This is a genomic window from Blautia sp. MSK20_18 (assembly GCF_020553125.1).
Classification (GTDB): Bacteria; Bacillota; Clostridia; order Lachnospirales; family Lachnospiraceae; genus Blautia_A; species Blautia_A fusiformis.
On sequence record NZ_JAJCGR010000011.1, the window covers coordinates 58,237 to 74,175 of the forward strand.

Genomic DNA, 15,939 nt, shown 5'->3' on the forward strand with positions numbered 1-15,939 from the left:
TATTTGGGATCAATGGCGTGTGGAGTTCCTTTCTGAGTTCAGAGATCATTACATTTGCTGTGATCCTGATACTGGCGAGATCCGGGCGGAAAAAGAATGTATTTTCAGGAGAAAGGATATAAAATGAATTTCGAGCGTGTAAAAAGAGAAGAAGCAGATACAGTTCTGAAGCTGTACCGTTCATTGCTGGGGACGCCCTATTGTGTGTGGACAGAGGAGTATCCTTCAGAAAAAGAAGTGGAATTTGATCTTTCCAGAGATGCGCTGTTCTGTATGCGGGACGATGCGGGAAATATCGCAGGTGTGATCTCCATTGATGATGATCCAAATGTGGAATGTCTCACATGCTGGTCAGAAACCATGGTGCCGTCAGCGGAGGTCTCCCGGGTGGGAGTATGTCAGGAATTCCAGAATCAGGGGATTGCCGGGAAACTTCTTAAGGGTGTGATGGAAGAGCTGAAGAAGCGGGGCTATAAAGCTGTACATCTTCTTGTTGCGAAGGACAATGTAAAAGCACTCCGTTCTTATGATAAGCTGAATTTTGAGAACGTGGGAGAGTGTGAACTCTGGGGACATATGTACTGGTGTTATGAGAAAGCATTATAAAAAATGAAAAACAGGTATCTTTTTGCCGGGCGGTAGATCGACCACCAATGTCAGATCGATAAGTGGTGGTCAATACACAGTCAGCAGAGAAGATACCTGTTTTTTGTTTGAAAGCAGATCAGATCCTCCGGCAGCTGTCCCTTTCGATCAGCTGGTGAGGTACAATGATCTTTGTGGCCGGAAGGCTCGGATTTTCGATATGACTGATCATCTGCGTGGCTGCTTCCATTCCAAGCTGCCCGGAGTTAATATCAATGGAGGTCAGCTGAGGCGAAGTCAGTCTGGCAAAAAGTGAGTTGTTAAAGGAAAGAATGGACAGATCCTCCGGTATGGAGATATCTGCTTCCATACAGATCCTTTCCAGGGAAAGCGCCAGAATATCATCACTGACAAGCACAGCTGTAGGGCGCTCCTCACTTAAAAGCAGCTTTCGAAGCTCCTGAAACTCATTCTGGGAAGCGGCAGGAACCTCTATACAGTATTCGGGCTGTACGGTTAATCCGTGGCTGATCAGCGCAGTCATGTAGCCGGTTTTGCGGTCTGCGGAAAAGACCAGGGAATTATCTACACCCAGATAAGCGATCTTCCGGTGGCCCAGAGCATAAAGATACTCCGTTGCCTCCTGTCCGGCCAGAAGGTTGTCATTATCGATATAGATCGTATGATTGGTGTATTGTGCCGGTTTTCCGATCAGGATATAGAGAAGTCCTTCACTGAAGAGAAAATCAATAACAGGATCATTCACACGGGAATAAAGAACAATAAATCCGTTAACCTTACCGCTTCTGGACATGGAACGTACTGCGTTAAGGATCTCTTCTTCATTCTGACCGGTAACAATGGTGCTGATATACTGATGTGCGTTACAGTAGTGGCTGATCCCCCGGATCGTCTCAAGGTAAAAGGAATTCTCGTATGTCTCCTTTGGGGACGGAGGCAGGATGATACCGATGGAGCGGGAAATCTGTGCTGCCAGGTTACTGGCCTGAAAATTCGGCTCATAGCCAAGCTCCGCCATGGCTCTGCGTACACGTTCCTTGGTTTCTTCACTGATAGATGGATTATTTTTGCAGGTTCTGGAAACGGTGGACGGGGACACCCCGGCCAGAGCTGCCACATCTTTGATGGTTACTGCCATAAATTTGCCTCCTCACGGATATGCCGGATCAAAGCGGAAGTATGCCTCTGATCCGGCTTTTTTATCTCAGTCTGATAGAGATATTGTAGTTCATAACAAGGATACTGTCAAACATATTGCACGGAAATTGCATGAAATTGCGTAAAAACAGATGCACAGAAAATCAGGTAGTGAGATGCAGACAGATTCTGTTTGACACAATGAAAAACTGCACAAAATCAGGATGTAAAAATTGTAAGAAAGGTAGAAAAGACAAAAACGCATTGCACTTCATGCAAAATGGACGTATAATTTACGCAAACGGTTGCGTAGATTATATGAATATGCATCCGTGAGAGGATAATAGATAAGATGCTCTGAGATGCAGGGCTCAACATAAGGAGAGAAAAGATATGGATAAAAGAGCAGCCGGCATTCTGATGCCGATCACAAGCCTGCCGTCAGAGTACGGCATCGGATGTTTTTCAAAGAGTGCCTATGATTTTGTGGACTGGCTGAAGGAAGCGGGACAGAGCTACTGGCAGATCCTCCCGCTGGGACCTACCAGTTACGGAGATTCTCCGTACCAGTCCTTCTCCACTTTTGCGGGAAATCCGTATTTTATCAGCCTGAAGGCACTGGTGGAGGAAGGCGTCCTTACAAAGGAGGACTGTGATAAGGTCAGCTGGGGAAGAAGAGCAGACAGCGTAGACTATGAAAAAATCTACAAAGGCCGTTATAAGCTTCTCCGCAAAGCTTACGAAAACAGCAACACCAGCGAGAATCCGGATTATCAGAAATTTGTTGCAGAAAACAGCTGGTGGCTTTCCGACTATGCACTTTTTATGGCAGTAAAGGATCAGTTCGGCGGTGTTGAGTGGACAAAATGGGCAGAGGATATCCGCCTTCGCTGGGCAAATGCCATGGACTACTATCGCAGAGAATTATATTTTGATATTGAATTCCAGCAGTATATGCAGTTCAAATTCTATGAGCAGTGGATGAAACTGAAAAAATATGCCAACGAAAAAGGCATTCAGATCATCGGAGATATCCCGATCTATGTAGCTATGGACAGTGCAGATACCTGGGCTCATCCGGAGCTTTTCCAGCTGGATGAGGAGAATGTGCCGGTGGCTGTAGCCGGATGCCCGCCGGACGGTTTTTCCGCAACAGGACAGCTTTGGGGAAATCCACTGTACCGCTGGGATTACCACAGAAATACAGGATATCAGTGGTGGATTTCCAGACTGAGCTACGTATTCCGCCTTTATGATGTGGTAAGGATCGACCATTTCCGTGGCTTTGACGAGTATTTTTCCATTCCATACGGTGCAGAAAATGCCATTGGCGGTCACTGGGAAAAAGGTCCCGGGATCGATCTGTTCCGCAAAGTGGAGCAGGCCCTTGGCTGGAAGCAGGTCATTGCGGAGGATCTTGGCTATGTGACAGATTCTGTGCGTCAGCTTGTCCATGACAGTGGATTCCCGGGAATGAAGGTCCTGGAGTTTGCGTTTGATTCCAGAGATTCCGGTTGTGCCAACGATTATCTTCCACACAACTATCCGGAGAACAGTGTGGCATACACAGGAACCCATGATAATGAGACCATCGCCGGATGGTGGAAGAGCATTATGGCAAAAGAGCGTAAGCTTGCCAGGGATTATCTCTGTGATAACTATACACCGGATAAAGAGCTGCATAAATGCTTTATCAGCCTGGTTATGAGAAGCAGTGCAAAGCTCTGTGTGATCCCTATGCAGGATTATATGGGCCTGGATAACAGCTGCAGAATGAACCAGCCTTCCACAGTAGGAAAGAACTGGAAGTGGAGGATCCGCAAAAGGGAGCTGACTGTGAAGCTTCAGAAAGAGATCCAAGGTATTGCACTTCGCTACGGACGTATGAACTGGTCTGATTAAAAGAGAGATCCAAGAGACATATTCCATTTAAACGGGACGTGAAAGAAAGTAGAAAGATTTTAGATAGAATCGTGATTTTTTATGTGATATAATGCTGTTTCGTGGAGGCAGCTGTCAGTAAAAGGTAAGGCTGACAGCTGCCTTATTGTATTTTCAGATCTGCGGTAAATGATAAAGTGATACATTTATATATGCAGAAGATCAGAAGAGAGTGTCTGATCTGTAGCAGTGGATAATCCTGAATAACGGAAGATTTTTTACAATAAGGGGAGAATTATGACAGGAAAAACACACGCGGTAGTCGGACTCGGAACAGTGCTGGCAGTTACACAGCCCTCTACGGTTTCCGGTCTGGTACTTGCGGCAGGAACAGGAATGCTTGGAGCATTGATCAGCGACATTGATGTGGGAACCTCCAAATCCCATAAGGATGCGGACAGGCTCACACTGATCGCGGTACTGCTTGTGGCAGCAGAGATCGCATTGAATTATTTTTATGATTTTTCCATCTGGGAAAAGATCCGCAATAACCAGTCTATGGCGCCGGTTGCCATGGGAGTTATTATTTTTATTGCAGTCTGCGCCTTTGGAAAAAATCAGCCGCACCGGTCATTTATGCATTCGATCATGGCTATGGCCATTTTAAGTGCAGCCATATCCATGGTGTCCGCGAAGCTGGTCCTTTATTTTGTGGTTGGATTCGCATCACATCTAGTGCTGGACTGCTTTAACCGGAAACGGGTACGGATCCTGTATCCGCTGCCGGGAGGCATTGCGCTGGATTTCTGTAAGGCAGGAGGCTTTGTGGATTCCCTGCTTTTTAAGCTTGGATCTGTAGCTGTGATCTTTGAGATCGTATATCTGGCTGTGCAGATGGGAGAGAACTGGAAGCTTTTTCGAATGTAGAGGATGTTTTATTTACCGATTACGGATAATTTTATATGGGGCAGATATTGTTAAGCCAAAAAAAGGAGCAGATTTTCCAAATACGGAAGATCTGCTCCTTTTAACCGAATCAAGGGAGTCCCCTGTTTCAATTATGAATATCCGCCTGACGGTTTATAAGTGTGATCATTTATTCTTTCTGATCCTGCAGGCGCATGCTGTGTAAAGTACGTCTGTGGAAGAGTTCAGTGCTGTCTCACAGGAATCCTGGATCACGCCTACGATGAAACCGACACCAACTACCTGCATGGCAACATCATTGGGGATTCCGAAAAGGCTGCAGGCCATCGGGATCAGAAGAAGAGAACCGCCGGCAACTCCGGAAGCACCAGCCGCACTTGCAGCAGCCAGGATGCAGAGGATCAGAGCGGTCGGGAAGTCTACGCTGATACCGAGTGTATGTGCAGCTGCCAGAGCCATGATGGAAATGGTGATCGCTGCACCACCCATGTTGATGGTCGCACCAAGAGGGATGGAGATGGAGTAGGTATCCTCATCAAGTCCGAGATCCTTGCACAGCTCCATGTTTACCGGAATGTTGGCGGCAGAGCTTCTTGTAAAGAAGGCTGTGATACCACTGTCCTTCAGGCAGCGCAGAACCAGCTGATACGGATTCTGGCGTGTGCAGATGAAAGTAATGATCGGGTTGATCACCAGTGCAACAAAGAGCATGGTTCCCACCAGTATACAGATCAGACGGCCATAGCTTAACAGTACGCCAAGCCCCTGCTCGGAGATGGTTGTGAAGATCAGGCCCATGATACCAAATGGAGCAAGGCTGATGATCCATCTTACGGCTGTGGAGGTTGCATCGGAAATGTTTTCGATGACAGTCTTGGTAGTTTCACTTGCGGCCTTCAGTGCGATACCGAAGATGATGGCCCATGCAAGGATACCGATATAGTTGGCGTTGACAAGTGCGTCAACCGGGTTGGAAACAATGTTCATCAGAAGGTTTTTGAGGACCTCTGCAACACCGCTTGGCGGAGTGACGTCGGAAGTATTTGTACTTTCGGAAAAAGTCAGCATGATCGGGAACAGGCGGCTGGAGATCACAGCTGCCAGTGCTGAGAGTATATTTCCCAGAAGATAAAGTACAACAACGAATTTCATGTTTGTTTTCTGGCCTTTTCCCATGTGGCACAGAGAGCTCATTACCAGGAAGAACACCAGAAGCGGAGCAATTCCACGAAGAGCACCGACGAACAGGTCACCGAGAATGGAGATCACAGATGCCTGAGGGATCGCAAGTCCGAGAATGATACCAACGATCAGACCACAGATGATACGCTTGATCAGGTTGATGCTGTTCCATTTTTGAATCAGGTTTTTCATAACTAGTTTCCTCTTTCCTATTGTGTGAGTGTGCTAAAAAAATGCTGAGCCACAAAGCAACGATCCAGTGTAAAGGGCGGATCGTTCTAAGCCGGTATTACTGCATCGCGTAAAAGCACAACAAGATAATTATATACAATTATGTCCGCCTTGTAAAGACAAATGTACATAAAACGCGAGAAAGATATAAAAAGCGCCAGATCAATGCTTCGTCTGGCGCTATATATTTGAAGTATCAGGTCCGAATTTTCCGGAAGCTTACAGCAAAGAACAGAACCTCCGCAAAGCCTGTAATTCCCCATGAGAAAATATACAGGAGATAAAGTGAGGAAATGGTCTGGAAGTGTGCAAACACCGTATAGAACCAGATGACACGGAATACACAGGATCCCAGAATGATGATGATGGTCGGTGGGATACTTTTTCCGATGCCACGGGAAGCGGCGATACTGCAATCCATAAAACAGCTGAAGGCATAGCTGAAGCCCATGATCCGGATCCTCTCCATGCCGGCATCGATGACTGCCGGTTCTGTGGCAAACAGTGACAGAAACTGCGGACCGAAAACAAGAAGCAGTCCACCAAGGATCGCACCTGCGATGAAGGCATAGGTAAGGCTGATCCCATAAGTTTTCAGCATACGTTTTTTATTTCCGGCACCCCAGTTCTGACCGATGAAGCTTGCGCATGCAGTATAGAAAGCAAACATGACGTTGTAGATCAGAGAGTCTGCATTTGCGGCAGCGGCATTTCCGGAAACCGTGACTGCATCGAAGGAGTTGACACCGGTCTGTACGAACAGATTTGCAATGGCAAAAATCCCGTTCTGCAGACCTGTGGGAATACCGAGAAGCAGTACTGCTTTACAGGCCTTAGGGTGAAGACGGAGCTTACGCAGGGATACCCTGCATTCGTCTTTTCTCCGAAGGAGGTGGATCATTACCAGCGCTGCGGAGATATACAGTGCGATCGCGCTGGCAGTTGCCACACCTGCGGCGGCCATATGACAGACGATAACGAAAAACAGGTTCAGAAGAACGTTGATCACTCCGGCAATGGAAAGATAGATCAGCGGTCGCTTCGTATCGCCGCGGGCACTTAATACGCCGTTACCGAAATTGTATACAGCCATGGCCGGCATACCCAGAGCATAAATCTTCATATATAAAACAGCCTGGTCCATCAGCTCCGGTTTCGTATTCATCATGGACAGCATCTGTCCGGAAAACAGAAGACAGACGACACAGACTAGAAGTCCTGCGATGGCACAGAGAAGAAGAGATGTATGAATCGTTTCTTCGGTACCTTTTCTGTTTTCGGCACCAAGCTCGTGTGCTACACGAACATTGACTCCGGCGCCCATGCCGATCAGGATTCCGGTAAATAAAGTGACCAGCAGAGTTGTGGAACCCACAGCTCCAAGTGCCATGTAATCTGCAAATCGCCCTACAACCGCAACATCACTTAAATTAAAAAGAACCTCCAACACCTGGGACCCCATCAGGGGAAGGCTAAAGAGGAGGATATTTTTCCAGAGAGAGCCGGAGGTCATCTCAATGGAAGACGTTTTCTTTTTTTCATTTTCACACATAGTTTACCTCATAAAAATTATAAAAAATTCCTTCATCCAAGGTATACAATACTATGTTGGAATAGGTTTGTAAAGAGGGGAAAATAGCTCTTTTACCAGGCGCAGAGGTTTGTTTTTATTTATAGATTCTACATTGATTTCAGTACGAACAATGATATAATAAATGATATAATAAATGAGAGCAATAAGAAAGTATTTTCAGAAATATTGGAAATATAAAATACAGCAGACTAAGGAGGAACTCAATACAATGAAAATCGGAAATGATATTTATTATGTAGGAGTAAACGATCATCAGGTAGACCTGTTTGAGGGACAGTATGTAGTGCCAAACGGAATGTCCTACAACTCCTATGTGATCAAAGATGAGAAGATCGCAGTTATGGACACTGTAGATGCCGGCTTCACAGAAGAGTGGCTGGGAAAAGTTGCAGAGGTTCTGGATGGTGCGAAACCGGATTATCTTGTAGTCCAGCATATGGAGCCGGACCATGCAGCAAATATTGAGAATTTCATGAAAGCATACCCGGATACAACTGTTGTTGCCAACACAAAGACCTTTACCATGATGGAGAATTTCTTCCGTGGAATGGATCTGGAAGGAAAGAAACATATTGTAGCCAACGGTGACACCCTGACACTTGGAAAACACGTCCTTACTTTCGTATTTGCACCGATGGTTCACTGGCCGGAGGTTATGGTTACATATGACAGCACAGACAAAGTTCTGTTTTCCGCAGACGGCTTTGGCAAATTCGGAGCTCTTGATGTAGAAGAGGACTGGGACTGTGAAGCACGTCGCTACTATATCGGAATCGTCGGAAAATACGGTCCGCAGGTACAGAAGCTTCTCAAGGCAGCAGCAACTCTTGATATCCAGACCATCTGCCCGCTCCACGGACCGGTCCTTACCGAGAATCTTGGACATTATCTGGAGAAATATGATATCTGGTCTTCTTATAAAGTAGAGAGTGAAGGAGTAATGATCGCCTACACATCTGTATACGGACATACAAAGAAAGCAGCAGAGCTTCTTGCACAGAAGCTGGAGGAAAAGGGCTGCCCGAAGGTTGTTGTCTGCGATCTTGCAAGAGAAGACATGGCAGAGGCAGTGGAGGATGCTTTCCGCTACGGCAAGCTGGTACTGGCCAGCATTACATACAACGGAGAAGCATTCCCGTTTATGCGTACATTCATCGAGAACCTGACAGAGCGTAATTACCAGAACCGCACCATCGGCCTCATTGAGAACGGAAGCTGGGCACCGACTGCAGCTAAAGTCATGAAAGGAATGTTCGAGAAGAGTAAAAATATCACATGGCTTGAGAACAATGTAAAGATCATGTCCTCCCTCAGCGATGAGAATGTGGCAGAGATCGATGCAATGGCAGAGGAGCTCTGCAAGTAATTTCTGAATACCAGAACAGCTTATAAAAAATAAAGATATAACATAATAAAAAGACGTGGATCCGTAAGTCCACGTCTTTTTTATTTACCAAGTAACAGTTACATCCTCTTACACCACATAAATCCATAAGCCGGAAGCTCCACGTCCTTAAGCTCCAGTGTCTGGTCAGTGATCAGATCGCGGAAGGTTCCTTCCTCCTGCATCCAGGCAGTTTTTTTGCTGTCACTGAAATTGAAGATTCCGATGAAACGTTCGTTTCCTTTCTGGCGGAGGATGCAGAGGATGCTGTCATCATGAACATCGTATGTATACACGTCACAGTCCTTATCAAAAACAGATTCCTGGCTGCGGATCTGCTCCATGCGGCTAAGAGTCTGGAAGATCTGTCCCTCAACGGAGGATTTGGAGTTTCTTTTTCCGGCAAGCTCCCACTGGAAAGCACCACGGTGGATATAGCGGGAATCTGCAGCCTTATCCGGATCCTCTTTATAGGAATAATCATTGAGACGTCCGATTTCATCGGAGCTGTAAAGCATCGGGATTCCGGACTGGGTAAGCATATATGCGTGAAGCATCAGATCCTCGCGGATACCCCTTTTCAGCTTCTCGTCATCTTTTTCAAAAAGAGCAGCCTCGATCCCGCACATGGAAGCAGTAGTTCCGCAGAAGCGGGCATCCTGAGTTACCGGGTCATCATTATAGAGTTCTCCGCGGCTGTCGCTTCCCGGATGCTTTCCTGTAAAGAAATCATTCAGGTAACGCTTATGGGATGGCTCATCCATGCCCCATTCCTTCAGGGTGGCGAAATCAAGTCCCCAGCCGATATCGTCATGGCAGCGGAGATAATTCAGGAAGGTGTACTGTTTCGGAAGGCTGTTTACAATGTCCATCTGTTTTTTTAGAAGGCGGATATCACGAGTGGCAATGCTGTTCCAGGTTGTAGCCATGGTTGTTACATTGTAAAGCATATGGCATTCCGGCTTCTCTACGGTTCCGAAATAGGGAACAACCTTCTCCGGCTCCATAACGACCTCACCCAGAAGTACAACACTTGGGCAGACGATCTCGGCGATCATACGCATCATACGAACGATCGTATGCACCTGCTTCAGGTTACGGCAGGGAGTTCCCAGTTCCTTCCAGATATACGGAACCGCATCGATACGGATCACGTCCATTCCCTGGTTTGCAAGGAAGAGGAAGTTGTACATCATCTCATTGAAAACACGGGGATTGCCGTAGTTCAGATCCCACTGGTACGGATAAAAGGTAGTCATGACATAGTGACCGATATCCGGAAGCCAGGTAAAGTTCCCCGGAGCAGTGGTTGGGAATACCTGTGGTACGGTCTTTTCGTACTCGTCCGGGATCTCGCGGTTATTGTAGAAGAAGTAGCGGCTCATATATTCGCCATCACCTTGGCGTGCTTTTTTTGCCCACTCATGATCCTCGGAGGTGTGGTTCATAACAAAATCCATACACAGGTTCATTCCGTTTTTATGGCATTTGTCAGCAAGAGCGGCAAGATCCTCCATGGTACCAAGATCCGGGCGGACTTTGCGGAAGTCGGCTACTGCGTAACCACCGTCGGAACGGCCCTTCGGGGTATCCAGGAACGGCATCAGATGCAGACAGTTTACATTACACTCCTTAAGATATGGAAGCTTGGCAGAAACTCCCTTGATGTTGCCGGCAAAATTGTCAATGTAGAGCATCATGCCCAGCATATCCTTCTGGCGGAACCAGTCCGGATTATTTTCTCTTTCGAGGTCGCGGTTTTTGAGAGCACGGCGGCGTGCTGTAAAATACTGGTACATCTGGTCGCAGAGCTCTGCAAACATGTCATCATTGTGATAAAGCTCTGTGTACAGCCAGCGAAGCTCGTCGTGATGATGGTTTAAACGTTTCTGAAAAATTTCCTGATCTTTTTTCATGATTTCCTCCCTGAATAGATATTTATAGATGTCGGGAAACCTGTCAAATATTTCCCGGCGGTAATGGTTATCTGACATTTTTCCACAGAATTATAGCATGAAGTTTCCGGTACATGAATATACGGGTTGTTATGGAATATGGAAAAATGTTGTAAGTATTTTCAGTCTCCGGTTGTCTGCCGTCGTATCAGAACCGGAGTGATCTTTTTGTGGATCGGTTTTTGAAGCGGTGCCGGTTTTCTTTTCTTCATTTCGTTCATCTGTTCCACAAGCAGTTCCATGGTAGTCTGTGCGATCACATCAATCTGCTGTCCAATAGTAGTGATCGGAATGATGGACTCCGCAGCAATGGGTGAATTATCGAATCCGATGATCTGATATTCATCCGGCAGACAGTTGTATTTCTGGAAGATCAGATTGAGAAATATATTTGCGTAAGTATCATTGGATAAAAATATGCCTTTTTTCTGACCGGAATATTTACTGTCAATATCCTGAAAGATCACACGCATCTGTTCAAAAAGCTCCTGATAGGAATCACCGGAAACATTAAGGTTCAGTTCATAAGGAACATGATATTCCCGGCATGTTTCCTCAAAGGCACGGATACGGTCATAAGCCGGAATATTCTCAGGTACATGGACATTGATGTGGATCAGTACATCACACTGATTACGTATCAGCAGAGAAGTAGCCTGCATGCCGCCCATGTAATTGTCTGTTGTAACGCTGCATATATGTTCTGCTTCACGTTCAATGGCGATCACAGGAATATTATAGGAAGCCAGTTTTTCGGAGGAAAGAGTATGGCTGAGAATAATAAGTCCTTCAATCTTATAAGCCATCAGCTCGTCCAGATACTGCATTTCTTTCTCCGGGCCGCCATCACTGACAAAAACCAGAAATTTGTAATGATAATCGGAGTAACTTCGAAGAAGCTGTGTCAGCATTTCGGAATAATAATGAAGATAAAGGTTCGGGACAATGATCCCTACAAATTCGCTTTTTCCATTGGCAAGAACCCTGGCAAGCTTGTTTTTTCTGTAGCCGAGCTCATCAAGGGCTTTTGCGATCTTTTCCTGATTTTCCAGGGTCAGAGAATCCGGATGATTGAAATATCTGGAGATCGTAGTCTTGGAAAAACCAGTGTATTCTGCAATATCGGCAAATGTTACCTGTTTTTTAGCCATAAAAAAATAGTCTCCTTTTAACAGCAGAAAGTTATGATACGGAATGCAGATGTGATCATATAAGAGAAATCTGCAGACCGTACAAGATAATTGGATTGATGTAATTAAGTATAACAATACAGACGTTAAATAGCAATAAAAAAATAACCAGTTAAGTTACCGGTAACTTTTCTTGAATAAATTAACAAAAAAGGTTGACAGAAGCTATGTCATATAGTAGTATCAAATTATAAAGTAACCGATTACTTTACCGGTTACTAAACAAGAACGAAAGAACAAAAACGGGAGGAAAAGAGAATGAAAAAAGGTTCTGCGAAAGCTGTTCCGGCAGGAAAAAGAACTGCTGCAGAAAAGCTTCAGTATGTGAAAAAGAACTGGCAGCTGTATGTGTTTTTTCTGCTGCCTGCACTTCTTCTGACGATCATCTTCAAATACGTGCCCATGGGTGGCGTACTGATCGCTTTTGAGGATTACAATGTCATTGATGGTGTATTTGGAAGCAAATGGGTAGGACTGGAATACTTCCGGAGATTTCTGGCATCACCGGATTTTATGAATTATCTTGTGAACACTTTGAAACTGAGTATTTACGGACTGCTGTGGGGATTTCCGATTCCGATCATCCTGGCACTTCTTCTGAATCAGATCCGGAGAGCCGGGATCAGGAAAAAAATTCAGCTTCTGATCTATGCGCCGAATTTTATTTCCGTTATCGTACTCTGTGGTATGGTTCGTATGTTTCTTTCACCGGTAGGTCCGCTGAATAAACTGATCGGTTCCGATGCCAACTGGATGACTATGCCGGCAGCATTTCGTACCATTTACATAGCCAGCGGAATCTGGCAGACAGCCGGATGGGCATCCATTATGTATACTGCAGCACTTGCCAATGCAAGTAAGGATCTGGAAGAGGCAGCAGTGGTGGATGGAGCAAATATCCTGCAGCAGATCTGGTATGTACAGCTTCCGGCTATTAAAAACATCATTGTGATCCAGTTTATCCTTCAGGCCGGAAATATTATGAGCATTGGTTTTGAAAAAGCATATGCACTGCAGACAGATATGAACCTTCCTGCATCTGAGATTCTTTCTACTTATGTATACAGAATCGGTCTTCTGAATGGAGACTATGGATATTCTACAGCAGTGGGGCTGTTTAATTCAGTGATCAATGTAATTCTTTTGATCTTTGTAAACTGGGTAGTCAAGAAACTGAATGACGGAGAGGGATTATAGGAGGTGCTGTTATGGCAAAAGCAAAGAAAAAGAAATATTCGGCATCTGACAAAGCCATTTTAGGAATCGGATACGTACTTCTGGGTGCATTTGTACTTTCCATTCTGGTTCCGCTTTTATATGTTGTGATCGCATCCTTTATGGATCCGAATGTGCTGAACAGCCAGGGGATCAGCTTTGATGTGCGGAAGTGGACGATCGATGCGTACCGCAGAGTTCTTGAAAATAATATGATCTGGAGAGGCTTTGCAAACTCATTTTTTTATTCCCTGGTGTTTACCATTATTTCAGTTCTGGTAACTCTGCTGGCAGCATATCCAATGTCCAAGAAAGAATTTGTGGGAAGAAATTTCTTCAATGTTATTTTTCTCATTACCATGTTTTTCGGTGGAGGAATGATCCCGACTTTTATCCTGATCAATCAGTTGCATCTGGTAAATACAATCTGGGCAATCCTGCTTCCGGGTGCGTTTAATGTCTGGAACATGATCCTTGCCAGAACCTATTATCAGTCTATCCCCAAGGAACTCAGAGAGGCATCTGCCATTGACGGTGCCACGGAAATCGAGCATTTTTTCAAGATTATGATGCCGGTATGCAAACCGATCATCGCAGTGCTTGCACTGTGGTCCTTTGTAGGAATGTGGAACAGTTATTTTGACGCTATGATTTATTTGAATGATGCGAAACTGCAGCCATTGCAGCTGGTACTTCGTTCCATCCTTGTACAGAATACACCGCAGCCCGGAATGATCGCAGATATCCAGAGTACTGCACAGATGGCAAAGGTAGCGGAACTTCTGAAATATGCTACGATCATTGTATCAAGTTTACCGCTTCTGATCATGTATCCATTCTTCCAGAAATATTTTGACCAGGGCATTATGGTTGGTTCTGTAAAAGGCTGATGACAGGAGGTTGATAATGATGAAAAAAAGAATGAAAGCATTATTGGCAATCGGGCTTTCTGCAATTATAATGGTATGCAGTGCCGGATGTGGAAACGGAAAAGAACACATGAAAGCAGAAACAGATCCGGATATCCCGGTGGAAGATGTGTCCTTTCCTCTGAAAGAAAAAGCAGAGCTGTCTTTTATTACCAGTGCACCTGCAACATCTACACAGGAACCTAATGAAAGAACGATTTTTAAAAGACTGGAAAAGCAGACCAATGTCCACATTGACTGGACCTGTTTTGTATCGGATCAGTTTGATGACAAAAAAAATCTGGCGCTGGCACAGTTCGGAAATCTTCCGGATGGACTTTTTAACGCAGGGATGAGTGATTATGATCTTCTTCGTTATGCCAAACAGGGAATCATTATTCCGGTAGAAAATCTCATTGATAAATACATGCCGAATCTTAAGGCTGTATTTGAAAAATACCCGGAATACAAAACAATGTGTACAGCACCGGACGGACATATTTATTCTTTCCCATGGATCGAGCAGCTTGGTGCGGGGAAAGAAGCCATTCAGGCAATTGGAGATATTCCCTACATTAATAAAAAATGGCTGGATTATCTGAAGCTGGACGTTCCGACTACAACTGAGGAACTGGAACAGGTTCTGATCGCTTTCCGCGACAATGCAGATAAACTGGAAAAGAAATTCAACATTGAGGGTGGTGTAATCCCGATGTCCTTTATCATCAATAATGGTGATCAGGATCCTGCAATTCTCATCAACGGATTCGGAGAAGGATATGGTGACACCGGTGATCATTTTGCAGTAAAAGATGATGGAACCGTTATTTATACAACTGTACAGGAAGGCTATAAAGAAGGTATTCAGTGGCTCCATCAGCTGGTAGAAGAAAAGCTGGTGGATCCGGAGGCTTTTACCCAGGAATGGTCAACTTATGTTGCAAAAGGTAAGAACCACAGATATGGTCTGTGTTTCACCTGGGATATTGCAAATATTGATAACAATGAAGATTATGTAATGCTCCCGGCGCTGGCCGGTCCGGATGGTCTTGTAAATATCACAAGACAGAATAACAGTGAAACCAGTGGCTTTGACAGAGGACGCTGCGTTCTGACTACAAGCTGTCGGAATACGGCACTGGCAGCAGCATGGATCGATCAGATGTATGCACCGATCCAGTCTCCGCAGAATAACTGGGGTACTTACGGGGAAAAAGATTCATTTAATATCTTTGAGATGTCCGAGAATGCAGAAGGTGGTCAGATGCTGAAACATATGGATCTGGGAGATGCATCTCCGGTAGAGGTTCGTGAAGCACAGTCTGTAAACGGACCGTTGGCAATACTTAACGAGTATTACGATGTATATGTAACAGAGCCGGCAGATGCAAAATGGCGTCTCGACAATATGCACGAAACATATCTTAAGGATATGAACAGTAAATATGTGTATCCGAATGTATTTATGAGTATTGATGATACCAATAAGGTATCTCAGTACGACACGGATATCAAGAAGTATGCGGAACAGAAAAAAGCAGACTGGATCCTGAATGGCGGCATCGATAAAGAATGGGATTCCTATCTGAAAAAGATGGAGCAGTATGGACTGTCTGATTATCTGGCAATCAAACAGAAATATTTTGACCAGTATCAGAAGTCTCTTAGTGAGACAGAGAAATAAAAACAGAAAAAGATACCGGTCAGAAACATAAAAAAGAAAGAGAGA

11 protein-coding genes and 1 pseudogene are annotated in these 15,939 nt (G+C 45.0%); 7 read left to right on the forward strand and 5 right to left on the reverse strand.

All coding sequences use genetic code 11. From position 1 onward, the window contains the following. Positions 1 to 123 precede the first annotated feature (123 nt). Positions 124 to 606: a GNAT family N-acetyltransferase gene (locus LI091_RS08305; protein ID WP_021650238.1), complete on the forward strand. Its 483-nt coding sequence runs from the start codon at positions 124 to 126 to the stop codon at positions 604 to 606. 118 nt (positions 607 to 724) lie between these two features. Here the strand turns inward: LI091_RS08305 and LI091_RS08310 are convergent, their stop codons facing one another. Beyond that, the gene (locus LI091_RS08310; protein ID WP_129975167.1) at positions 725 to 1,744 is read right to left on the reverse strand and encodes a LacI family DNA-binding transcriptional regulator; all 1,020 of its coding nucleotides are present in this window, start codon (positions 1,742 to 1,744) and stop codon (positions 725 to 727) included. Between the two features lie 392 nt (positions 1,745 to 2,136). Here LI091_RS08310 and malQ point away from each other — a divergent pair, with 392 nt between their 5' ends. After that, on the forward strand, positions 2,137 to 3,645 hold the full coding sequence (gene malQ / locus LI091_RS08315; protein ID WP_173734263.1) for a 4-alpha-glucanotransferase: 1,509 nt from the start codon (positions 2,137 to 2,139) through the stop codon (positions 3,643 to 3,645). 276 nt (positions 3,646 to 3,921) lie between these two features. Beyond that, entirely contained in the window at positions 3,922 to 4,551 is a 630-nt protein-coding gene (locus tag LI091_RS08320) for a metal-dependent hydrolase (RefSeq protein WP_173734264.1), read from the forward strand. 165 nt (positions 4,552 to 4,716) lie between these two features. Here the strand turns inward: LI091_RS08320 and sstT are convergent, their stop codons facing one another. Further along, the gene (gene sstT, locus LI091_RS08325) at positions 4,717 to 5,925 is read right to left on the reverse strand and encodes a serine/threonine transporter SstT (protein WP_173734265.1); all 1,209 of its coding nucleotides are present in this window, start codon (positions 5,923 to 5,925) and stop codon (positions 4,717 to 4,719) included. 235 nt (positions 5,926 to 6,160) lie between these two features. Then, positions 6,161 to 7,516, reverse strand: a complete 1,356-nt coding sequence (locus LI091_RS08330; RefSeq protein WP_021652900.1) for an MATE family efflux transporter — start codon at positions 7,514 to 7,516, stop codon at positions 6,161 to 6,163. Between the two features lie 250 nt (positions 7,517 to 7,766). Between LI091_RS08330 and LI091_RS08335 the strand changes: the two are divergent. Then, positions 7,767 to 8,921 (forward strand): annotated as a pseudogene (locus LI091_RS08335) (FprA family A-type flavoprotein); the annotation flags it as partial. Positions 8,922 to 9,022: 101 nt separating this feature from the next. Here LI091_RS08335 and LI091_RS08340 read toward each other — a convergent pair. After that, positions 9,023 to 10,858 (reverse strand): amylosucrase, encoded by a 1,836-nt coding sequence (locus LI091_RS08340; RefSeq protein ID WP_173734266.1) that lies wholly within the window; start codon positions 10,856 to 10,858, stop codon positions 9,023 to 9,025. A 161-nt stretch (positions 10,859 to 11,019) separates the two neighbouring features. After that, entirely contained in the window at positions 11,020 to 12,048 is a 1,029-nt protein-coding gene (locus LI091_RS08345; protein ID WP_173734267.1) for a LacI family DNA-binding transcriptional regulator, read from the reverse strand. Between the two features lie 297 nt (positions 12,049 to 12,345). Between LI091_RS08345 and LI091_RS08350 the strand changes: the two genes are divergently transcribed. From LI091_RS08350 to LI091_RS08360, 3 genes are all read left to right on the forward strand, one after another. Beyond that, positions 12,346 to 13,284, forward strand: a complete 939-nt coding sequence (locus LI091_RS08350) for an ABC transporter permease (protein WP_015526649.1) — start codon at positions 12,346 to 12,348, stop codon at positions 13,282 to 13,284. An 11-nt stretch (positions 13,285 to 13,295) separates the two neighbouring features. After that, the gene (locus LI091_RS08355; protein ID WP_015526648.1) at positions 13,296 to 14,192 is read left to right on the forward strand and encodes a carbohydrate ABC transporter permease; all 897 of its coding nucleotides are present in this window, start codon (positions 13,296 to 13,298) and stop codon (positions 14,190 to 14,192) included. Between the two features lie 70 nt (positions 14,193 to 14,262). Then, entirely contained in the window at positions 14,263 to 15,894 is a 1,632-nt protein-coding gene (locus tag LI091_RS08360) for an ABC transporter substrate-binding protein (RefSeq protein ID WP_442860776.1), read from the forward strand. The last annotated feature ends 45 nt before the right edge of the window (positions 15,895 to 15,939 follow it).

Coding starts and splice junctions, on each gene's coding strand:
- LI091_RS08340 (WP_173734266.1), bottom strand. CDS start 10,858: ATGAAAAAAGATCAGGAAATTTTTCAGAAACGTTTAAACCATCATCAC.
- sstT (WP_173734265.1), bottom strand. CDS start 5,925: ATGAAAAACCTGATTCAAAAATGGAACAGCATCAACCTGATCAAGCGT.
- LI091_RS08320 (WP_173734264.1), top strand. CDS start 3,922: ATGACAGGAAAAACACACGCGGTAGTCGGACTCGGAACAGTGCTGGCA.
- LI091_RS08330 (WP_021652900.1), bottom strand. CDS start 7,516: ATGTGTGAAAATGAAAAAAAGAAAACGTCTTCCATTGAGATGACCTCC.
- LI091_RS08355 (WP_015526648.1), top strand. CDS start 13,296: ATGGCAAAAGCAAAGAAAAAGAAATATTCGGCATCTGACAAAGCCATT.
- LI091_RS08350 (WP_015526649.1), top strand. CDS start 12,346: ATGAAAAAAGGTTCTGCGAAAGCTGTTCCGGCAGGAAAAAGAACTGCT.
- LI091_RS08345 (WP_173734267.1), bottom strand. CDS start 12,048: ATGGCTAAAAAACAGGTAACATTTGCCGATATTGCAGAATACACTGGT.
- LI091_RS08305 (WP_021650238.1), top strand. CDS start 124: ATGAATTTCGAGCGTGTAAAAAGAGAAGAAGCAGATACAGTTCTGAAG.
- malQ (WP_173734263.1), top strand. CDS start 2,137: ATGGATAAAAGAGCAGCCGGCATTCTGATGCCGATCACAAGCCTGCCG.
- LI091_RS08360 (WP_442860776.1), top strand. CDS start 14,263: ATGGTATGCAGTGCCGGATGTGGAAACGGAAAAGAACACATGAAAGCA.
- LI091_RS08310 (WP_129975167.1), bottom strand. CDS start 1,744: ATGGCAGTAACCATCAAAGATGTGGCAGCTCTGGCCGGGGTGTCCCCG.